We start from the raw sequence: 14,938 nt of genomic DNA on the forward strand, positions 1-14,938 counted from the left end.
GGGGAAGGGGAAAAGGGTAAGGGGAAAAGGGGTAAGAAAAAACCTTTAACCTTTACCCTTTCTCCTGCGGAGACGCTACGCGTAGCTTGCTTCCCCGCAGGGGTACACCTTTTCCCCAAATTAAATTAAGCTTACAAACTTGGGGTTTTACCAGTTTGTGCTTGGGTTTCTACAGGTTGGACATCACTGTAGCCCATGTTTCCTACAATGGTTCGCATTACAGACATTTGTTGCTCAAACTCTAATCCTTCGAGTTGAGAAAGTAAATTGTCCATTGTATCTGTAGTTTCGTAATTATCGGGTAGATCAACTACTTTATCTCCCATTGCTACCGCCCAAGCATACCAAACTAATAGCTGATTATTTTCTTTTAAAGCACCATAAGCACGAGAATAATCGCTATCTTCGCAATTAACAATTTGGCGCATAATTGCCAATTGTTTTTCATCCGATAAATCTAAATAATCTCCTAGTAAAATTGGTGCTAAGTTGGGTTCTGCAGCAGCAGGTGCGGCTGGGGTAATTGAATCTCCCATCTTTTCATAAACAAAATAAAACCATGCTAATTTAGCATCGGTATCTAATTTATTAAACGCTTCTACAACTTTTTGAGTTTCATTAGTTAAAGCTTGTGGAACGCTTTGATTTTGGCTAGCAGTCATTATTTATCTCCAAGGCAATTTAACATATCAAACTAAGGGTTAACAGAATTTAATAATCAGAATCGACTTCCACAAGAAAGAGATTTATTTATAGCAATTTGCAGTTTTTATCTATCTTTTAATAGAGGTAAGAATATCTCCTAAGGTGCCAATGATTTTACAGATTGCTTTGATAGGATGACCACAGCAAGCGAAAAAATACCTAGGAGTCAATTATGCCTGATGAAATCAAGCCCAATGTCAGCGAAGCACCTACCCATGACGCACAGTTAGCAGCAGAAAACATAGCTGCTGGTGAAGAAAAAGCGCCTCAAGTAGATTTTGAAGCTGATTACGCTGCTGCACAAAAACTCAGTGTTAGTGAAATTGATCGCACAGGTGAAGGTGCGAAAGCCGCTGAAGCAGCAACAGCACCTAAATATGAAGTTCCCAAACCAGAAGAAACTAGACTCGAAACCCAAGCAACTGGTAATCCTGATGATTATGCAGATATGGCTAAGGATGTTGCAGGTTCTAGAAATGAAGGTGTAGCTAGTATTGATGATGAGCTAATAAAAAAAGCTTTGGAAAAGGGTGAAGCAAAAAGTTGATAATTCGTAATTCGTAATTCGTAATTCGTAATTCGTAATTCGTAATTCGTAATTCGTAATTACCAATATTAGGACACTATGTAATTACGAATATACAGTGTATTTCGGTAGGATACAGCCAAGTTATCTATACAGCAATTCTGAAGTTAGTGAAGTACATCATGAGTAATGAGTTATGAGTAATGAGTTATGAGTAGGAAATTTACTTATAACTCACTACTTATTACTCATTACTTTTTTCAATTAGTTGTTGTAGCTAATCAACATCGAATCTGCTGTAATTACCTGAACCTCTCATTTTGAAATCTGCTAAGTGATGTTGCTATTTAGGTGGTAACAGCTTTAAGGGATTTCCAAGACATAAATTATTCCATCTTGTAGGGCGGGCATCTTGCCCATACGTGTCAACTTAAGCTAAAAGCGATATAGGGTGGGCGTTGTACAAATACCTCGCGCCCTCATCCCCTAACCCCTTCTCCCCGAGGAGAAGGGGAACTAAATCTCTGGCTCCCTTCTCCCTGTGGGAGAGGGGCTGGGGGTGAGGGCGAAACCTTGCAACCAAGAGGGTTTCACGTTAAGTTGACACCAATGTATCTTGCCCGCCCTATAAACTGGGCGGACAAGATGTCCACCCCACAATACATACTGGGATATTTTTTTATTTGGAAGTCCCTAAATACGAATTACGCACTATGAATTACGAATTTTTCCTATTTACTACCGTCAACAATTCACTTGGATGGTGAATTAAAAAATCTGGTTTTTGTTTGGCTAAAATTTCTGGGGAATTAAAGCCCCAAGTTACGGCAATTACTTGAATATTGGCTTTCTTTGAAGCTTCTATATCTCTTGTTTCGTCACCAACATAAATTACTTGTTGCGGTTTTAGCTGCCTTTGCTTTAAGACATTATTGATGATAGTCTTTTTGCCAAAAATTGTGACTCCTGAGTAGATAAAATCGAATAAAGTATCTAGCTCATTAATTTTGAGAAATTCGTTGACATTATCTTTAGAGTTAGAAGTAATAATTCCCAAACTATAACCTTCAGCCTTGAGTTTGATTAAGGCTTCTTTAATTCCGGGAATTGGTTGAAATTCGTGAATCTTGTCTTTTAACTCTCCTTTAACTTTCTTTACTAAAAAAGGGATTTTAAATACAGAGATACCTGAGTATTTAATAATTTCCCTTGATGTTAAGTTTTTCAGGAGTGCTAGCTCCTGCTGGGTAATTGGGACATAGCCAAATTCTACAGCCAAACGATTAGCAATGCTGACAAGAGCGTCTACTGTATCTGCAATCGTGCCATCAAAATCAAAAATAATCACTGTCTGAGTCATTCTGTTGCCTTGATGCGTCTAGATTAGCACGGGCATTACGTCTCAACATTTCTGGTTTAATCCGTCGTAAGGCTGAAGCTGTAAATTGTTGCTCCCACTCCTCTTCTGAGATTTCTGCTAATTCTAGCAGCTTCGGTGCCAGATTCCCAGGATAAGGATTAAATTCTTCCACATCTGTGCTTTTTGCAAAACGTTGATTCCACGGACATACATCTTGGCAGATATCACACCCTGCAACCCAGCCTTGTAAGTGGGGTTTAACGTTTGGGGGTAATTGTTCTGCCCGATTTTCAATTGTATGATACGCAATGCAGCGATTAGCATCTACTACATAGGGTTGAGTAATTGCACCAGTAGGGCAAGCTTCTAAACAGCGCGTACAGGTGCCGCAATGTTCTGTAGCTGGGCGATCGCACTCTAGTTCCAGATTGGTAATAATCTCTCCTAAAAAGACCCAAGAACCATATTCCCTGGTAATTACATTGCCGTTTTTGGCAATCCAGCCAATACCAGATTTTTGCGCCCATAATTTATCTGGTACGGGGCCTGTATCTGCATAATAACGCGCTTGGACATTTTCACTCAGTGATTGTACCCAATTGTTTAGTGCTTTAAGTCTCTTATGCATGACTTTGTGATAATCTCGTCCCCAACCATAACGAGAAATCTTGCCATATTCCTCACCTGTAGGACGTTGATGGGGTGTGTAGTAATTGAGTGCCACACAAATCAGCGATCGCGCTTCTGGCATGATTAAGCGGATATCCTGACGCTTGGGGTTAGCCATCCATGCCATATCAGCGTTGTAACCCAGTGCTAGCCATGCTTGCAAGCGCTGTGCTGCTGTTTCATCTACCCCATCCACAGCCGCAATTCCTACTTTGTGAAATCCCAACTCCTGCGCTTTTTTCTTTACCACATCAGTCGTGGTTATGCCTGAGCTATTCATTTCTCTTAATTTAATTTTTGCCTCTATCCAGAGAACGACTTCATGATCACAAAGCAATATATACCGATAGCAGCTTTTTTTAGACTGCGTTTGCCATGAACATTGATGTTTAGCTAGCCTCAAAACAGGTAATTTTATGACTACTGCTGAATTTAACAAAAAAACAGACACCAGAGAATTATCAATTGAGGGAATTACAGAACCGACTATTCTACGTTACTTTGAAGCTTTGAATGCTGGAGATTTTGCGGCAACTGCTGCCTTATTTGCTGAGGATGGTATGATGTATCCACCCTTTGAATCTGGTTTTGTAGGGACAGATGCGATCGCAACTTATCTAAAACAAGAAGCTCAAGGTATTAAAGCCGAACCGCACCAAGGAATTATTGAGAGTTTGCCAAACGAGCAAATTCAAGTCCAAGTAGCAGGAAAAGCCTTCACATCCTGGTGTGGTGTTAACGTTACTTGGTTATTTATTCTCAATCAACAACGCCAAATTGTCGAAGCCAAAATTAAACTCTTAGCTTCTCCCCAAGAATTACTCGCTATGCGTCGTGATTAAGCATTTTGTATGAGGTTAAGGGGGAAAGGGGGAAGGGGGAAAGGGGAAGAAAAAACCTTTAATCCTTTACCTTTAAGCTAAAAACAGTTTTGAGTTCAAAACGCTTAACCGAGTAGTGTTGGGATGTGTTGCAATATTTGTTGGTTAAGGGGGAAAAGGGGAAAGGGGAAGAAAAAACTTTTAACCTTTAACCCTTCACCCTTCACCCTTTCCCCCATAAAACTTAGATGCTTAGGTAAAATCATGAATGAAGCAATGCTGCCCAGATACCTGATTTTCTCAAACAGTCGGGTATCTAAATCTCGCTAAAGTCAATGACTTTTAACCTTGCCATTGCCATTCACACCGGTAATAATTGCTTCTTCACCAGTAAGCTCAATTGCCGATTCGCCTCGCAGTCCCTTGCGCCGTTGGTTTTTCGGAACTCCTCCCGCCATGCCATACTCTACACTGCTTTTGCCATATTTAGTTGCAACACCCATGAGCATGTGTTCTGTCATGTCTGCCAGTTGACGCTCGGTTGCCAGCATTTCAGTATACAATCTATCCAAGTTAGCAAGCGCACTGTTGTAGGTATTTTCTTGATCTCGCATTGTCTCAATGAGGTTGGAATAAGCAAATAAAGTTAATCCATTACCTGCATTTAAGTTTGGATCAATTGATTTAATACCAGCCGCACGACGCACTGCTTTAATTAACACATCGGAAGTTCTTTGTCTTCTAGCCATATTTAAGATGCACCTTCTAATCTGCTTCTCAGTTAACAGTTAAGTAACAATACAGGCTTAATTGCATAATTACTCATCAGGTTTTTGACCGTTTACCGTTGAATTATTAACTGATTTAATCTTATTTACCTTAAAAAATTTCCTATGGATCAGCCTGAGAGAATTTTGGCAAATCTCAAATAAATTTAGCTACATAGTAATACTACGATTTTTCAAAGAAATTACCCAAATTAATCAGCCAAAGTAACTTTTGAGAAAACAATATTTGCTTTGGCTTGCTAAATACACCGAAACGAGAAAGCCAAAGCAGCTTTTGAGAAAACAATATCTGCTTTGGCTTGCTGAATACACTGAAATGAGAAAGCCAAAACAGCTTTTGAGCAAGCAATATTTGCTTTGGCTTGCTGAATACACTGAAATGAGAAAGCACAAACAGCTTTTGAGAAAGCCAAAGCAGATTTGAAGAAAGCAATACTTGCTTTTGCTGATTAAATTGTTGTGAGGCAGAGATTGCCTTTGAAAATTGGCTATGCTACTATTTATACCAATCGCTGCACCTTGAAAATTCAATAAATATATATCTTTGGCTTGTAACCTCATGGTTAGTTTCCTTAAGCCATTTTATTAAGAAATGTAACCTGAGGGGGTCGTGCAAAAGCTCAAATGCTGATTCTTTCGTAGACCCCCTCAGATAACTTACTCTATAAGGGTTTGAGGCACTTGCAGGCTGTCCATATTGTCAATAAATGTGGCTTGTTGACAGGTAAAACAGACCCCCCTCAGTTTTATGGTGCTGTAAGCCTTATTTAATAAGCTTTCTACAAGGGTAGGGTTTTCAATCAATTACCCCTCACGGGGATGGAAACTTTTTCTTAATCCAAATCAGCTTCCCCCAAAACAGGCGGTTTTCAATCAATTACCCCTCACGGGGATGGAAACATAGCGTCAGCCCGCTCATATGAATCCTCATAATTTGTTTTCAATCAATTACCCCTCACGGGGATGGAAACTGAAGTAACAAGTACGATATGTACCTTAGTATGAGTTGTTTTCAATCAATTAGGGACTTCCAAGAAATAAATTATTCCATCTTGTGGGGCGGGCATCTTGCCCGCCACATAAACTGGGCGGACAAGATGTCCACCCCACAATAAATACTGGGATATTTTTTTATTTGGAAGTCCCTTACCCCTCACGGGGATGGAAAAGAAGGGAGTTTTGGGAAAGTAGGTAACTGCCTAGTACAAGTCGGCGTAAATAAACAGACCATCTGTAATTGCTAAAAATCTGGTGGGATAAGTATTCTTTCTTTTTACCTTTAACTTTTGACTTTTGCCTTGTTGTACTGGCTAATTGACTTATCAGTTGCGTCTACTTATAAAAAATATTTATTACCTTAGTTAATGGGCTGAGGTTTATTCTCTTGATAAATTTTTAAGCTAAAAAACCAAGCTACTTAAACCTGTACTGATTTAAATATGTTTAAAATTTAAAACCATGCTACTATTAAATTATTGAGAAATATTTTTGGTCAAGTGACTATAGAGATACCTCTCCAAATGTAAATCTCTACATTCTGTTAGCTCGGAGATATTCTATGTCAGTTTATATTGGTAATCTATCCCATGAAATTGAAGATGAGGATATCAGACAAGTCTTTTTAAAGTATGGGTCTGTGAAAAGGATACTAGTATCTACCAAGCAAAAATCAGGCGAAAAGCGAGGTTTTGCCATTGTTCAAATGGAAAAAGACACCGACGAAGTAGCAGCGATTAATGGATTACAAGGTACTGAATGGATGGGTTATAGCCTGAAAGTGAATAGAGCTAAAACCATCGCAGATGCAGCTTAAATTGGTCTTAGTGTATATAAGCTAAACCAAATCTAGTTTGCATAATCTGAAATTATATATTTCTTGTGGCGTTGGGCATCTTGCCCGCCCCATCTATGCAAGTTAAATATGGAACAGCTTATTAAGCTGAAATATTTCAATTATTGTTGTGCTTATATAGAAACCAAAATCAGGTCAAAACCCTCCCCATAAATACTATGGGTTAGATGAATAACTGTAGAAGTGAGTAGAAATTGAAAATAAAAGCATTGGAAGTCAAAGCTGGCGATCGCATATTTGCATACTGTAAAAATAAACGGCAAATGTGTAAGGTGAAAGAAATTTTAGATCAAGGTCAGACTAATGTCACACTCTCAGTATTTACCAGTGGACATTATCGCGGCTGCTTAGTCTCATGCGTAGTCAGGTTTCAGCGAGAAGCTCTAGTGGAATTAGTCAGCTAATATTCTTTTTTCCATTATTCCCCTAAAAGTAAATTTCTATGCCATAATGAGAGATGAGAGTTAATTCGGTTAACAGCTTTTGTTTTTAGTATTGACAGTCTTTTTGTTTTTGGTATTTACAAACTTTTCTCCGAAATTTAAATCTCTACATATTTACAATTTCGGAGACAATCTATGTCAGTTTATGTAGGCAATCTTTCTTACGAAGTTACTGAAGCCACTCTGAATGCAGTCTTTGCAGAATATGGTTCTGTGAAGCGCGTTCAGCTACCTACAGATAGAGAAACAGGCCGTTTGCGCGGCTTTGGCTTTGTTGAAATGGGTACAGATGCAGAAGAAAATGCTGCTATTGAAGCTCTTGATGGCGCTGAGTGGATGGGAAGAGACTTAAAAGTAAATAAGGCTAAACCCAGAGAAGAAAGAGGCGGCTCATTTGGTGGTGGCGGTGGTAACCGTGGTAATTACGGTGGACGCAACCGTTACTAAGCTTTACTAATTTAGCTATTTGACCTAACTTGTTAGATCAATATAATTCACTTGATGTATTAGTGGCTCAAGCAGAAATGCCTGAGCCTTTTTTATACAATTTTGATTTCAAAATCAAACAAGTATTCATTAAACTTCTGGCAAAAATCGGGAAAAGGTGTACCCCTGCGCTTAAGAAAGCTACGCGTAGCGTCTTTGCAGGAGAAGGAAGAAAAGTTTTGTATTTTCCCTTTCCCCTTCTCTTGCAGCACTTTTGTAAGAGGTTTATGAACTTGTGAAATAAATTATTAGCCTTTTATAAAGAAAATTTTTGTATCGCTTTGTAGGTAAAATATTAAATATTCATTGGTCATAATGTCGCTAAAAAATGTTTTTGCAGTTTTAGTTTAATATTGAGGAATTCCAAAATGTCTACAGATACTGATTTAGTTGCTTATATCCAAGAAAGTGAATTTGAAACTCTTTTAAGTGAAAAAAACATTCTTGTAGTTGACTTCACTGCTACTTGGTGTGGCCCTTGTCGCCTAGTTGCTCCATTAATGGAGCAACTTGCACAAGAGTACAAAGATAGTGCAAAGGTCGTCAAGGTAGATGTGGATAACAACAAACCAATGTTAAAAAAATTTGGTCTTCGCAGTATTCCAGCAGTTTTAATTTTCAAAAATGGTGAGTTAGCAGAAACTATTGTTGGAGTTTCTCCTTACGAGAAATTTAGCAGTGCTGTCTCTCAGCTTCTCTAGCTTGTTTTGCAGGTAATTTTTAGTTCTCCCATCCTTTTGGGAGTTACTAAGCATAATTTCCTTATCCCTAAAAATTCTCTTAGACATCCAATCTACACAATAATTAAGTGTAGTAAATATGAACCCAGAAGCCAAACACATTGTTAGCGAACTCAGAAGTGAATTCTACTCTTTGTTCGCTGCTGCGATGAAAACTCCAGTGAGAATAAGTAGTACATCTTATAGTAGTAACTCTCCAATCGCATCTTGGATAGATAATAGAGAACAACTAAATTATGTAAACATCTACGCTTATACAGCACCAGACGAATTTAACCCATTACGCCCATTCATACTGCGGTTGGCTATTAATAAAAGCGCTCTTCAATATATGATGGCTAAAAAATGGCAAAAATCTCGAGGGCTGAATATCCTCTGGGAATTTGAGTTAACTATCTTACCAACAGAAATTTTAGATTTTCTTCCTTGGATAGTTAGCTTAGTTGAAGCCCAGAATCAAGTTGTACCTTCCCTATTACAGCCACCACCCCATCCATTTGAATTAAAAGTGCCAGATTTTGCACTATGTAATAACTTATGGACTTTGGAAGCTTGTCTGCTCACAAAGGGAAAGGTGATGGAGCCAGCATTTTAGTGGCTATCTTCAAACACAACCATAATTGATTAACTACTGCAAGTTTTCTGCACTTGCATCTCTATTAATATCTACTGAGCTATTAGTATCAAGACTTATAGATTCCTTGGTAAAAGACTTTAACGTTGAAGCTAAAGCCAGTTGAGAAGCCACCTGATAAACTAGCTCTTTGGAGATGTCTTGTTGTTGGTTTAACAACTCAACAAAGCTGTCAAAATCACGCATTACACAATATCTGTGCAATGCAGCTTTATTTTCTATGAGATGAAATTTTTCGTCAATCTTTGCTTTTGCTTCCTTTTCAGCCTCAGCAATAGAATTGACGAATCCGCCATTATGACATAATTCCCCAAAAATTTTATAGTAATAAGCTTTTCTGCTTAATGATTCCTCTTCAATGTGAATGGAATGAAACTTGTATTCAATTTTGTATTTTTTAGATTCCATAAATATATGACACTAAAGGATGCAGGAAGAATAATCTTGAATTTGTTTCTCTTCCAGATTGGAGGAATAGCAGATTTATGACTATGGCAATCTAATCTAATTATTGAAATCGCTAGCGCAATGAAGTAACAGACAAACTTGTCAATAACCAAGAGTAAAAGCTTGCGATTAATAAAAACAAAATTTTTGTACCATTTTATTCTCATCTTCAACATTAACACGATATTCCATTAATCTACAGAATATATCTCTAAAGTCTGAGTTATATATTTTACCAATGTAAGTTTTTGCATTCTAGGCTTGATTTTAGGTGAAATATCGCGAAAATGCACTATATAAATTCTGTATAGATAATGTATTTTATATAACTATTTTTCCATGTGACTTTCAATTCAAGCGCGCGCGATACTAAAGCCTTTTTCTAAGAAAAATTGCTAAACCTAATACTTTATATATAGAAATTAGGTTAATAAACTATAAATTAGTTAGACGTGAACAATAAATTCAAAATTGAAAAATAATTTTGCTTAGGAAAAATAAATTAGTAAATCCGTGCTAATCTAAAAACAGGAATCAAAAAGTAAGAATGCAAAAAGACTTCAAGACAATATTGAGGTAACTCGATAAAGTCCTTTTGCTCTGGTAAGTCCGCTTCAATGTCGTTATGTTTTTTAGTAACGCTCATCATAGCCAGAACATCAAGATAATTACCTTAGTAATGGCTTGAAGTCAATCATAGCTTGCTTAGGTAATAGCCAAGTAACGCTTGGCTATACTAGTTAGTTAAACAGCCAGCACCAATTCCTCTTAGAGTCTAGGGAGAAAGACTCTAGGTATATCCTGGCAATCCCAAAGAATTTAGAATGGTTACTTAACTTGGGAAATTATGTTCTCAGATTTGCTTACTGGGAAAATTAAAACTCCCAGCAGAGTAGATACCGTTCCAATAAATTTAGGAATTTAACTAAATTGTCAAAATTCACCAATATACTGCCTAAACCATAGTGTTAAAGGTTATTAATGCAGAAACTTACCCTGTAATTGGGGAATTATTTTCCTGCATTAGTAGCAATAGCATGAAGTGATTTTTTAGGAATAATTGCAAGAAATGCTAAAAAGCGATCGCTCGTTATTTTAGGATATAAAATCAGGCAATTATGGCATAAGCAACATAGAGAATTTGTAACAAACATTAAAAGTAAACTGCAATTTTGGTGGGTTGGGTGCAGGACAAAAATCCTGCAAAGGTTGAAATTGCTAATCTCAAAACTCTTAATGTCTGAACCAGTGATGACGGTTTAGTTACAACAATCTAGAATGCTCATGTCCAGGTTTTCCTGATAGAAAATCCTCACAAATATATCTATCGCTAACTCGCAAGAGCATCTTTGTAATCGTCCTTAAACACAAATCAAATCTTCGTCTATGCAACCTTTTACTATTATTTGCCTGGTGTGTTGCTTGGCAAAAACTATATGCAACTACCAAGGGTTTAGTCTCAGTTAGCCTTTCACTCCCATCGACCCATTAATTCTAGGAAAAAACCCACCATGTCTATCGATAGCAAAATCAGACAAATAGCTTTCTACGGTAAAGGCGGTATTGGTAAGTCTACTACCTCTCAAAACACTCTGGCAGCAATGGCAGAAATGGGACAACGCATCCTAATTGTAGGTTGCGACCCTAAAGCAGACTCAACTCGTTTGATGTTGCACTCTAAAGCACAAACCACCGTTCTTCACTTGGCTGCTGAACGTGGTGCAGTAGAAGACCTCGAACTTGAAGAAGTCATGCTGACTGGCTTCCGTGGTGTTAAGTGCGTAGAGTCAGGCGGCCCAGAACCCGGCGTAGGTTGTGCTGGTCGTGGTATTATTACCGCCATTAACTTCTTGGAAGAAAACGGTGCTTACCAAGATGTTGACTTCGTATCTTACGACGTATTAGGCGACGTTGTTTGCGGTGGTTTTGCTATGCCTATCCGTGAAAACAAAGCACAAGAAATCTACATCGTTACCTCTGGTGAAATGATGGCGATGTACGCCGCTAACAACATTGCTCGTGGTATTTTGAAATATGCTCACTCCGGTGGTGTGCGTTTAGGTGGTTTGATTTGTAACAGCCGTAAAACTGACCGGGAACACGAACTCATCGAAACCTTGGCAAAACGGTTGAACACCCAAATGATTCACTTCGTACCTCGCGACAATATTGTTCAACACGCAGAATTGCGTCGGATGACTGTTAACGAATACGCACCAGATAGCAACCAATCTAACGAATACCGCGCATTAGCTACGAAGATCATCAACAACCAGAATCTTCAAATTCCTACACCAATTGAAATGGAAGAACTAGAAGAATTGTTGATTGAATTTGGTATTCTCGAAAGCGAAGAAAATGCTGCAAAATTAATTGGTGCGCCAGCTGAAAGCACTGCAAAGTAAATAATGTCTAGGGTGGGTTATTTCTCACCCTTCCTTAATTTTGTCAGCTTTATACTGGTTGCATACATAGACTATTTAACAACGGTGACTATCAGTGAAACGATAAAGTTACCGTTTTTACGTTGTTTACACAGTATTAATTTTGAATTCCGCGTAGTTCACGTAGGATGCGTTAGCGATAGCGTAACGCATCAGCGTCAAACTGCGTAGCGGTATTAATTACTTTTGATGACGCTGACTTAGCTATTTTGGAAGATGTCAGTACCTGATATTGTCATTTAGCTTGGGAAAGTCGAATAAATTAATTGAGACTTTTCATGATTCAACCTCAAGCTATTTCTATACCCGAACCCGGAATTCCCAATCCAGTCCCCAATCCCTTACCCAGTCCTGAACCTTCACCAGGGCCAACCATTCCCCAACCTATACCGGGGCCAGTTCCCGAACCTGTACCAGCGCCAATTCCGCAAACAGTTCCCGAACCAATTCCCCAAACAATTCCTGAACCGGTTTAAATTATCCTTGGTAATGTAAGCCAAAATCTAAAATCTAAAATGCTACGAGCCGGAATTGTCGGACTACCCAACGTCGGAAAATCTACTTTATTTAATGCTGTAGTTGCTAACGCCAAAGCCGAAGCCGCTAACTTCCCCTTTTGCACCATTGAACCCAATGTCGGCGTTGTTGCAGTACCGGATGAGCGCTTAAATGTTCTCTCTAACATATCCGGTTCAGCACAAATTATCCCAGCGCGTATTGAGTTTGTGGATATTGCCGGTTTGGTAAAAGGTGCAAGCCAAGGTGAGGGACTAGGTAATCAATTTCTCTCTCACATCCGGGAAGTAGATGCAATTGTTCATGTGGTGCGTTGTTTTGAAAATGATGATATCATTCACGTCGCTGGTTCCGTTGACCCAGCACGGGATATTGAAATCATTAATTTAGAGCTTGGTTTATCAGATTTAGCACAAATTGAACGCCGCATTGACCGCACCCGCAAGCAAGCACGGACTAGCAAAGATGCACAATTTGAAATCACAGTTCTAGAAAAATTAGCTGCGGCTTTAAATGAAGGTAAATCAGTCAGACAAGTTAGTTTAACTGAAGAAGAAGCCGAAATTATTAAAGGACTAGGACTGCTGACGAATAAACCAATTATTTACGCCGCCAATGTCTCTGAAGATGACTTAGCAACTGGCAATGATTTTGTTGAGAAAGTGCGGCAAATAGCAGCGCCAGAAAATGCCCAGGTCGTTATAGTTTCTGCTCAAGTAGAAGCTGAACTAGTAGAATTACCTGAAGAAGATAAAGCTGATTTCTTAGCATCTTTAGGAGTAGAAGAAGGCGGTTTAAAATCTTTAATTCGTGCTACTTACACTCTGTTAGGCTTACGGACATATTTCACCAGCGGCCCTAAAGAAACTCGTGCTTGGACAATTCACGCCGGAATGTCTGCACCCCAAGCAGCAGGTGTAATTCACTCCGATTTTGAACGGGGATTTATTCGCGCCGAAACCGTTGCTTATGATGATTTAGTAACAACTGGTTCGATGAATGGTGCGAAAGAAAAAGGTTTAGTGAGAAGTGAAGGTAAAGAATATATCGTTAAAGAAGGCGATGTGATGTTGTTCCGATTTAATGTGTAATACCAATTTTTATGCAGCTGCATAGAATTTGATCCCCCCTAGCCCCCCTTAAAAAAGGGGGGAACCGGAAAAAATAGCTCAAAGTCCCCTTAATAAGAGGAATACAGAAAAAATAGCTCAAAGTCCCCTTAATAAGGGGGGAGCAGGAAAAAATCTCTCAAAGTCCCCCTTTTTAAGGGGGATTTAGGGGGATCTAAATATGTGCAACTCCACATGATTAAATTGGTATAAGTAATTCGTAATTACAAGACGGATTATTTTAACCGCCGATGAACGCAGATGATTTATCGGCGGTTTTTATTCTCCACCAACAACATACACAGCAGAACCAAAATTCTCATCATCAGTACCAACAATTACACCGCCATTCGCACCAGGGACAAGTTCTATCCCTTCAATTTTGTGGTAATTAGTACGATAAAGCGGTACAAGTTGCGAGTTTGGTCTAAATACTAATTTGTTATTACGATATCCCAAAGCACCTGCAACATATACAGCCGATTGAAATGGCCCATCATCTCCAGCATCACTGGCTGCGCTAATAAAGACAACTCCCGCCGAATCAACTTTGATATCAGAAACATGGCGAACATTTCCAGATGGAAATGGAACTATAAAATTGCTATAACCTGCGAAAATAATTTGATATTTAGTTAAATCCAGCAATCCCCAATAAATAGTTGCAGGTTGTTCAGCTTCTCCCCGATGCGCCCAAACCGCAATTAATTTACCATCTATATCTTGTAGAGAAAAAGCCTCAAAATTACTGCCTTTTGGAAATGCTGGTAAATTAAATTCTTGAATAACTGAGATAGTTTTTTTATCAACATCTAATTTAAAATAATAAGCCTTACCAGCACTGGCTAGAGCGATAAATGAAGTATTATTAGTACCCGGAATAGATGTTAAAGCTTCTAAATCTTCTGGTAATACTTTACTTGGCCAGTTCAAAGCTAAATATTCTGGTTGATTTTTACCTTTAATATTAATAATTGCTAGACGACCTTGTCCGGGTTTTTTATTATCATGAACAATCAGAAAATCTAGGGAATTACTTTGTTGCTGAATTAGTGCGATTCCACTGATACCAAAAGGGATACCACCCCGCACAGGTAGCCACTCTTGCGCCCAAACTCGCTGACAGATGAATAACAGCGCTGCTAAGACTACTAAATTGATAATTAATTTCAGAAACCGAGGTATATTAAGTACTGCTGATAGACGCATAGATGAGCATCGCTAAGACAGAGTGCGTTAACGGATGACCCATCATATCAAATCCAGGCGATCACGCCATATAATTAGGTAACTTTTAGTAATCTTCACTGTCAACAACAACCGAAATTATACTTAATTATTTAGAGATATTTATTAACTCGACACATTCTTTTTGTAATGTTATTTTTGAAACTGTAT

The 14,938-nt window shown here is 38.5% G+C and carries 17 protein-coding genes; 11 read left to right on the top strand and 6 right to left on the bottom strand.

The window, feature by feature from the left end; genetic code table 11:
* Positions 1-131 precede the first annotated feature (131 nt).
* Entirely contained in the window at positions 132-662 is a 531-nt protein-coding gene (locus tag HGR01_RS30685; protein ID WP_045868452.1) for an orange carotenoid protein N-terminal domain-containing protein, read from the bottom strand.
* Positions 663-877: 215 nt separating this feature from the next.
* Here HGR01_RS30685 and HGR01_RS30690 point away from each other — a divergent pair, with 215 nt between their 5' ends.
* Positions 878-1,252 carry a hypothetical protein gene (locus HGR01_RS30690; RefSeq protein ID WP_045868451.1) on the top strand — a complete coding sequence of 125 codons (375 nt, stop codon included), beginning with the start codon at positions 878-880 and terminating at the stop codon, positions 1,250-1,252.
* A 697-nt stretch (positions 1,253-1,949) separates the two neighbouring features.
* On the opposite strand, the gene HGR01_RS30695 is transcribed toward HGR01_RS30690, so the two are convergent.
* Both HGR01_RS30695 and queG read right to left on the bottom strand, forming a co-directional pair.
* Positions 1,950-2,591 carry an HAD-IA family hydrolase gene (locus HGR01_RS30695; RefSeq protein ID WP_045868450.1) on the bottom strand — a complete coding sequence of 214 codons (642 nt, stop codon included), beginning with the start codon at positions 2,589-2,591 and terminating at the stop codon, positions 1,950-1,952.
* Positions 2,566-3,540: a tRNA epoxyqueuosine(34) reductase QueG gene (queG, locus tag HGR01_RS30700; protein WP_045868449.1), complete on the bottom strand. Its 975-nt coding sequence runs from the start codon at positions 3,538-3,540 to the stop codon at positions 2,566-2,568. Before queG ends, HGR01_RS30695 begins: the two co-directional genes overlap by 26 nt.
* A 136-nt stretch (positions 3,541-3,676) precedes the next feature.
* Between queG and HGR01_RS30705 the strand changes: the two genes are divergently transcribed.
* On the top strand, positions 3,677-4,102 hold the full coding sequence (locus tag HGR01_RS30705; protein ID WP_045868448.1) for a nuclear transport factor 2 family protein: 426 nt from the start codon (positions 3,677-3,679) through the stop codon (positions 4,100-4,102).
* 311 nt (positions 4,103-4,413) lie between these two features.
* Here HGR01_RS30705 and HGR01_RS30710 read toward each other — a convergent pair whose 3' ends face one another.
* On the bottom strand, positions 4,414-4,830 hold the full coding sequence (locus tag HGR01_RS30710) for a hypothetical protein (protein ID WP_045868447.1): 417 nt from the start codon (positions 4,828-4,830) through the stop codon (positions 4,414-4,416).
* 250 nt (positions 4,831-5,080) lie between these two features.
* Here HGR01_RS30710 and HGR01_RS30715 point away from each other — a divergent pair, with 250 nt between their 5' ends.
* From HGR01_RS30715 to HGR01_RS30740, 6 genes are all read left to right on the top strand, one after another.
* A complete protein-coding gene (locus HGR01_RS30715; RefSeq protein WP_045868446.1) occupies positions 5,081-5,293 on the top strand; it encodes a hypothetical protein in 213 nt (70 codons plus the stop codon).
* Positions 5,294-6,427: 1,134 nt separating this feature from the next.
* Entirely contained in the window at positions 6,428-6,682 is a 255-nt protein-coding gene (locus HGR01_RS30720) for an RNA recognition motif domain-containing protein (RefSeq protein WP_045868445.1), read from the top strand.
* A 233-nt stretch (positions 6,683-6,915) separates the two neighbouring features.
* Positions 6,916-7,125, top strand: a complete 210-nt coding sequence (locus HGR01_RS30725; protein WP_071989347.1) for a hypothetical protein — start codon at positions 6,916-6,918, stop codon at positions 7,123-7,125.
* Positions 7,126-7,299: 174 nt separating this feature from the next.
* The gene (locus HGR01_RS30730) at positions 7,300-7,611 is read left to right on the top strand and encodes an RNA recognition motif domain-containing protein (RefSeq protein WP_045868444.1); all 312 of its coding nucleotides are present in this window, start codon (positions 7,300-7,302) and stop codon (positions 7,609-7,611) included.
* 407 nt (positions 7,612-8,018) lie between these two features.
* Positions 8,019-8,351: a thioredoxin gene (gene trxA, locus HGR01_RS30735; RefSeq protein ID WP_045868442.1), complete on the top strand. Its 333-nt coding sequence runs from the start codon at positions 8,019-8,021 to the stop codon at positions 8,349-8,351.
* A gap of 118 nt (positions 8,352-8,469) precedes the next feature.
* The gene (locus HGR01_RS30740) at positions 8,470-8,985 is read left to right on the top strand and encodes a hypothetical protein (RefSeq protein ID WP_045868441.1); all 516 of its coding nucleotides are present in this window, start codon (positions 8,470-8,472) and stop codon (positions 8,983-8,985) included.
* A 33-nt stretch (positions 8,986-9,018) separates the two neighbouring features.
* On the opposite strand, the gene HGR01_RS30745 is transcribed toward HGR01_RS30740, so the two are convergent.
* A complete protein-coding gene (locus HGR01_RS30745; RefSeq protein WP_045868440.1) occupies positions 9,019-9,432 on the bottom strand; it encodes a hypothetical protein in 414 nt (137 codons plus the stop codon).
* A gap of 1,550 nt (positions 9,433-10,982) precedes the next feature.
* Here HGR01_RS30745 and nifH point away from each other — a divergent pair.
* The 3 genes from nifH to ychF all read left to right on the top strand — a co-directional run bounded on the left by nifH (position 10,983) and on the right by ychF (position 13,522).
* The gene (gene nifH, locus HGR01_RS30750; protein WP_045868439.1) at positions 10,983-11,876 is read left to right on the top strand and encodes a nitrogenase iron protein; all 894 of its coding nucleotides are present in this window, start codon (positions 10,983-10,985) and stop codon (positions 11,874-11,876) included.
* Positions 11,877-12,193: 317 nt separating this feature from the next.
* Entirely contained in the window at positions 12,194-12,391 is a 198-nt protein-coding gene (locus HGR01_RS30755; RefSeq protein WP_045868438.1) for a hypothetical protein, read from the top strand.
* Between the two features lie 39 nt (positions 12,392-12,430).
* A complete protein-coding gene (gene ychF / locus HGR01_RS30760) occupies positions 12,431-13,522 on the top strand; it encodes a redox-regulated ATPase YchF (protein WP_045868437.1) in 1,092 nt (363 codons plus the stop codon).
* 297 nt (positions 13,523-13,819) lie between these two features.
* Here the strand turns inward: ychF and HGR01_RS30765 are convergent, their stop codons facing one another.
* A complete protein-coding gene (locus HGR01_RS30765) occupies positions 13,820-14,749 on the bottom strand; it encodes a hypothetical protein (protein ID WP_045868436.1) in 930 nt (309 codons plus the stop codon).
* Positions 14,750-14,938 lie beyond the last annotated feature (189 nt).

Origin of the sequence: Tolypothrix sp. PCC 7712 (genome assembly GCF_025860405.1) — a bacterium.
Taxonomy (GTDB): Bacteria; Cyanobacteriota; Cyanobacteriia; order Cyanobacteriales; family Nostocaceae; genus Aulosira; species Aulosira diplosiphon.

Excerpts from the sequence above, each read along its gene's own strand:
- HGR01_RS30695 (WP_045868450.1), bottom strand. The coding sequence starts at position 2,591 with ATGACTCAGACAGTGATTATTTTTGATTTTGATGGCACGATTGCAGAT.
- queG (WP_045868449.1), bottom strand. The coding sequence starts at position 3,540 with ATGAATAGCTCAGGCATAACCACGACTGATGTGGTAAAGAAAAAAGCG.
- HGR01_RS30710 (WP_045868447.1), bottom strand. The coding sequence starts at position 4,830 with ATGGCTAGAAGACAAAGAACTTCCGATGTGTTAATTAAAGCAGTGCGT.
- HGR01_RS30740 (WP_045868441.1), top strand. The coding sequence starts at position 8,470 with ATGAACCCAGAAGCCAAACACATTGTTAGCGAACTCAGAAGTGAATTC.
- HGR01_RS30705 (WP_045868448.1), top strand. The coding sequence starts at position 3,677 with ATGACTACTGCTGAATTTAACAAAAAAACAGACACCAGAGAATTATCA.
- HGR01_RS30765 (WP_045868436.1), bottom strand. The coding sequence starts at position 14,749 with ATGCGTCTATCAGCAGTACTTAATATACCTCGGTTTCTGAAATTAATT.
- HGR01_RS30720 (WP_045868445.1), top strand. The coding sequence starts at position 6,428 with ATGTCAGTTTATATTGGTAATCTATCCCATGAAATTGAAGATGAGGAT.
- trxA (WP_045868442.1), top strand. The coding sequence starts at position 8,019 with ATGTCTACAGATACTGATTTAGTTGCTTATATCCAAGAAAGTGAATTT.
- ychF (WP_045868437.1), top strand. The coding sequence starts at position 12,431 with ATGCTACGAGCCGGAATTGTCGGACTACCCAACGTCGGAAAATCTACT.
- nifH (WP_045868439.1), top strand. The coding sequence starts at position 10,983 with ATGTCTATCGATAGCAAAATCAGACAAATAGCTTTCTACGGTAAAGGC.
- HGR01_RS30745 (WP_045868440.1), bottom strand. The coding sequence starts at position 9,432 with ATGGAATCTAAAAAATACAAAATTGAATACAAGTTTCATTCCATTCAC.
- HGR01_RS30730 (WP_045868444.1), top strand. The coding sequence starts at position 7,300 with ATGTCAGTTTATGTAGGCAATCTTTCTTACGAAGTTACTGAAGCCACT.
- HGR01_RS30755 (WP_045868438.1), top strand. The coding sequence starts at position 12,194 with ATGATTCAACCTCAAGCTATTTCTATACCCGAACCCGGAATTCCCAAT.
- HGR01_RS30690 (WP_045868451.1), top strand. The coding sequence starts at position 878 with ATGCCTGATGAAATCAAGCCCAATGTCAGCGAAGCACCTACCCATGAC.
- HGR01_RS30685 (WP_045868452.1), bottom strand. The coding sequence starts at position 662 with ATGACTGCTAGCCAAAATCAAAGCGTTCCACAAGCTTTAACTAATGAA.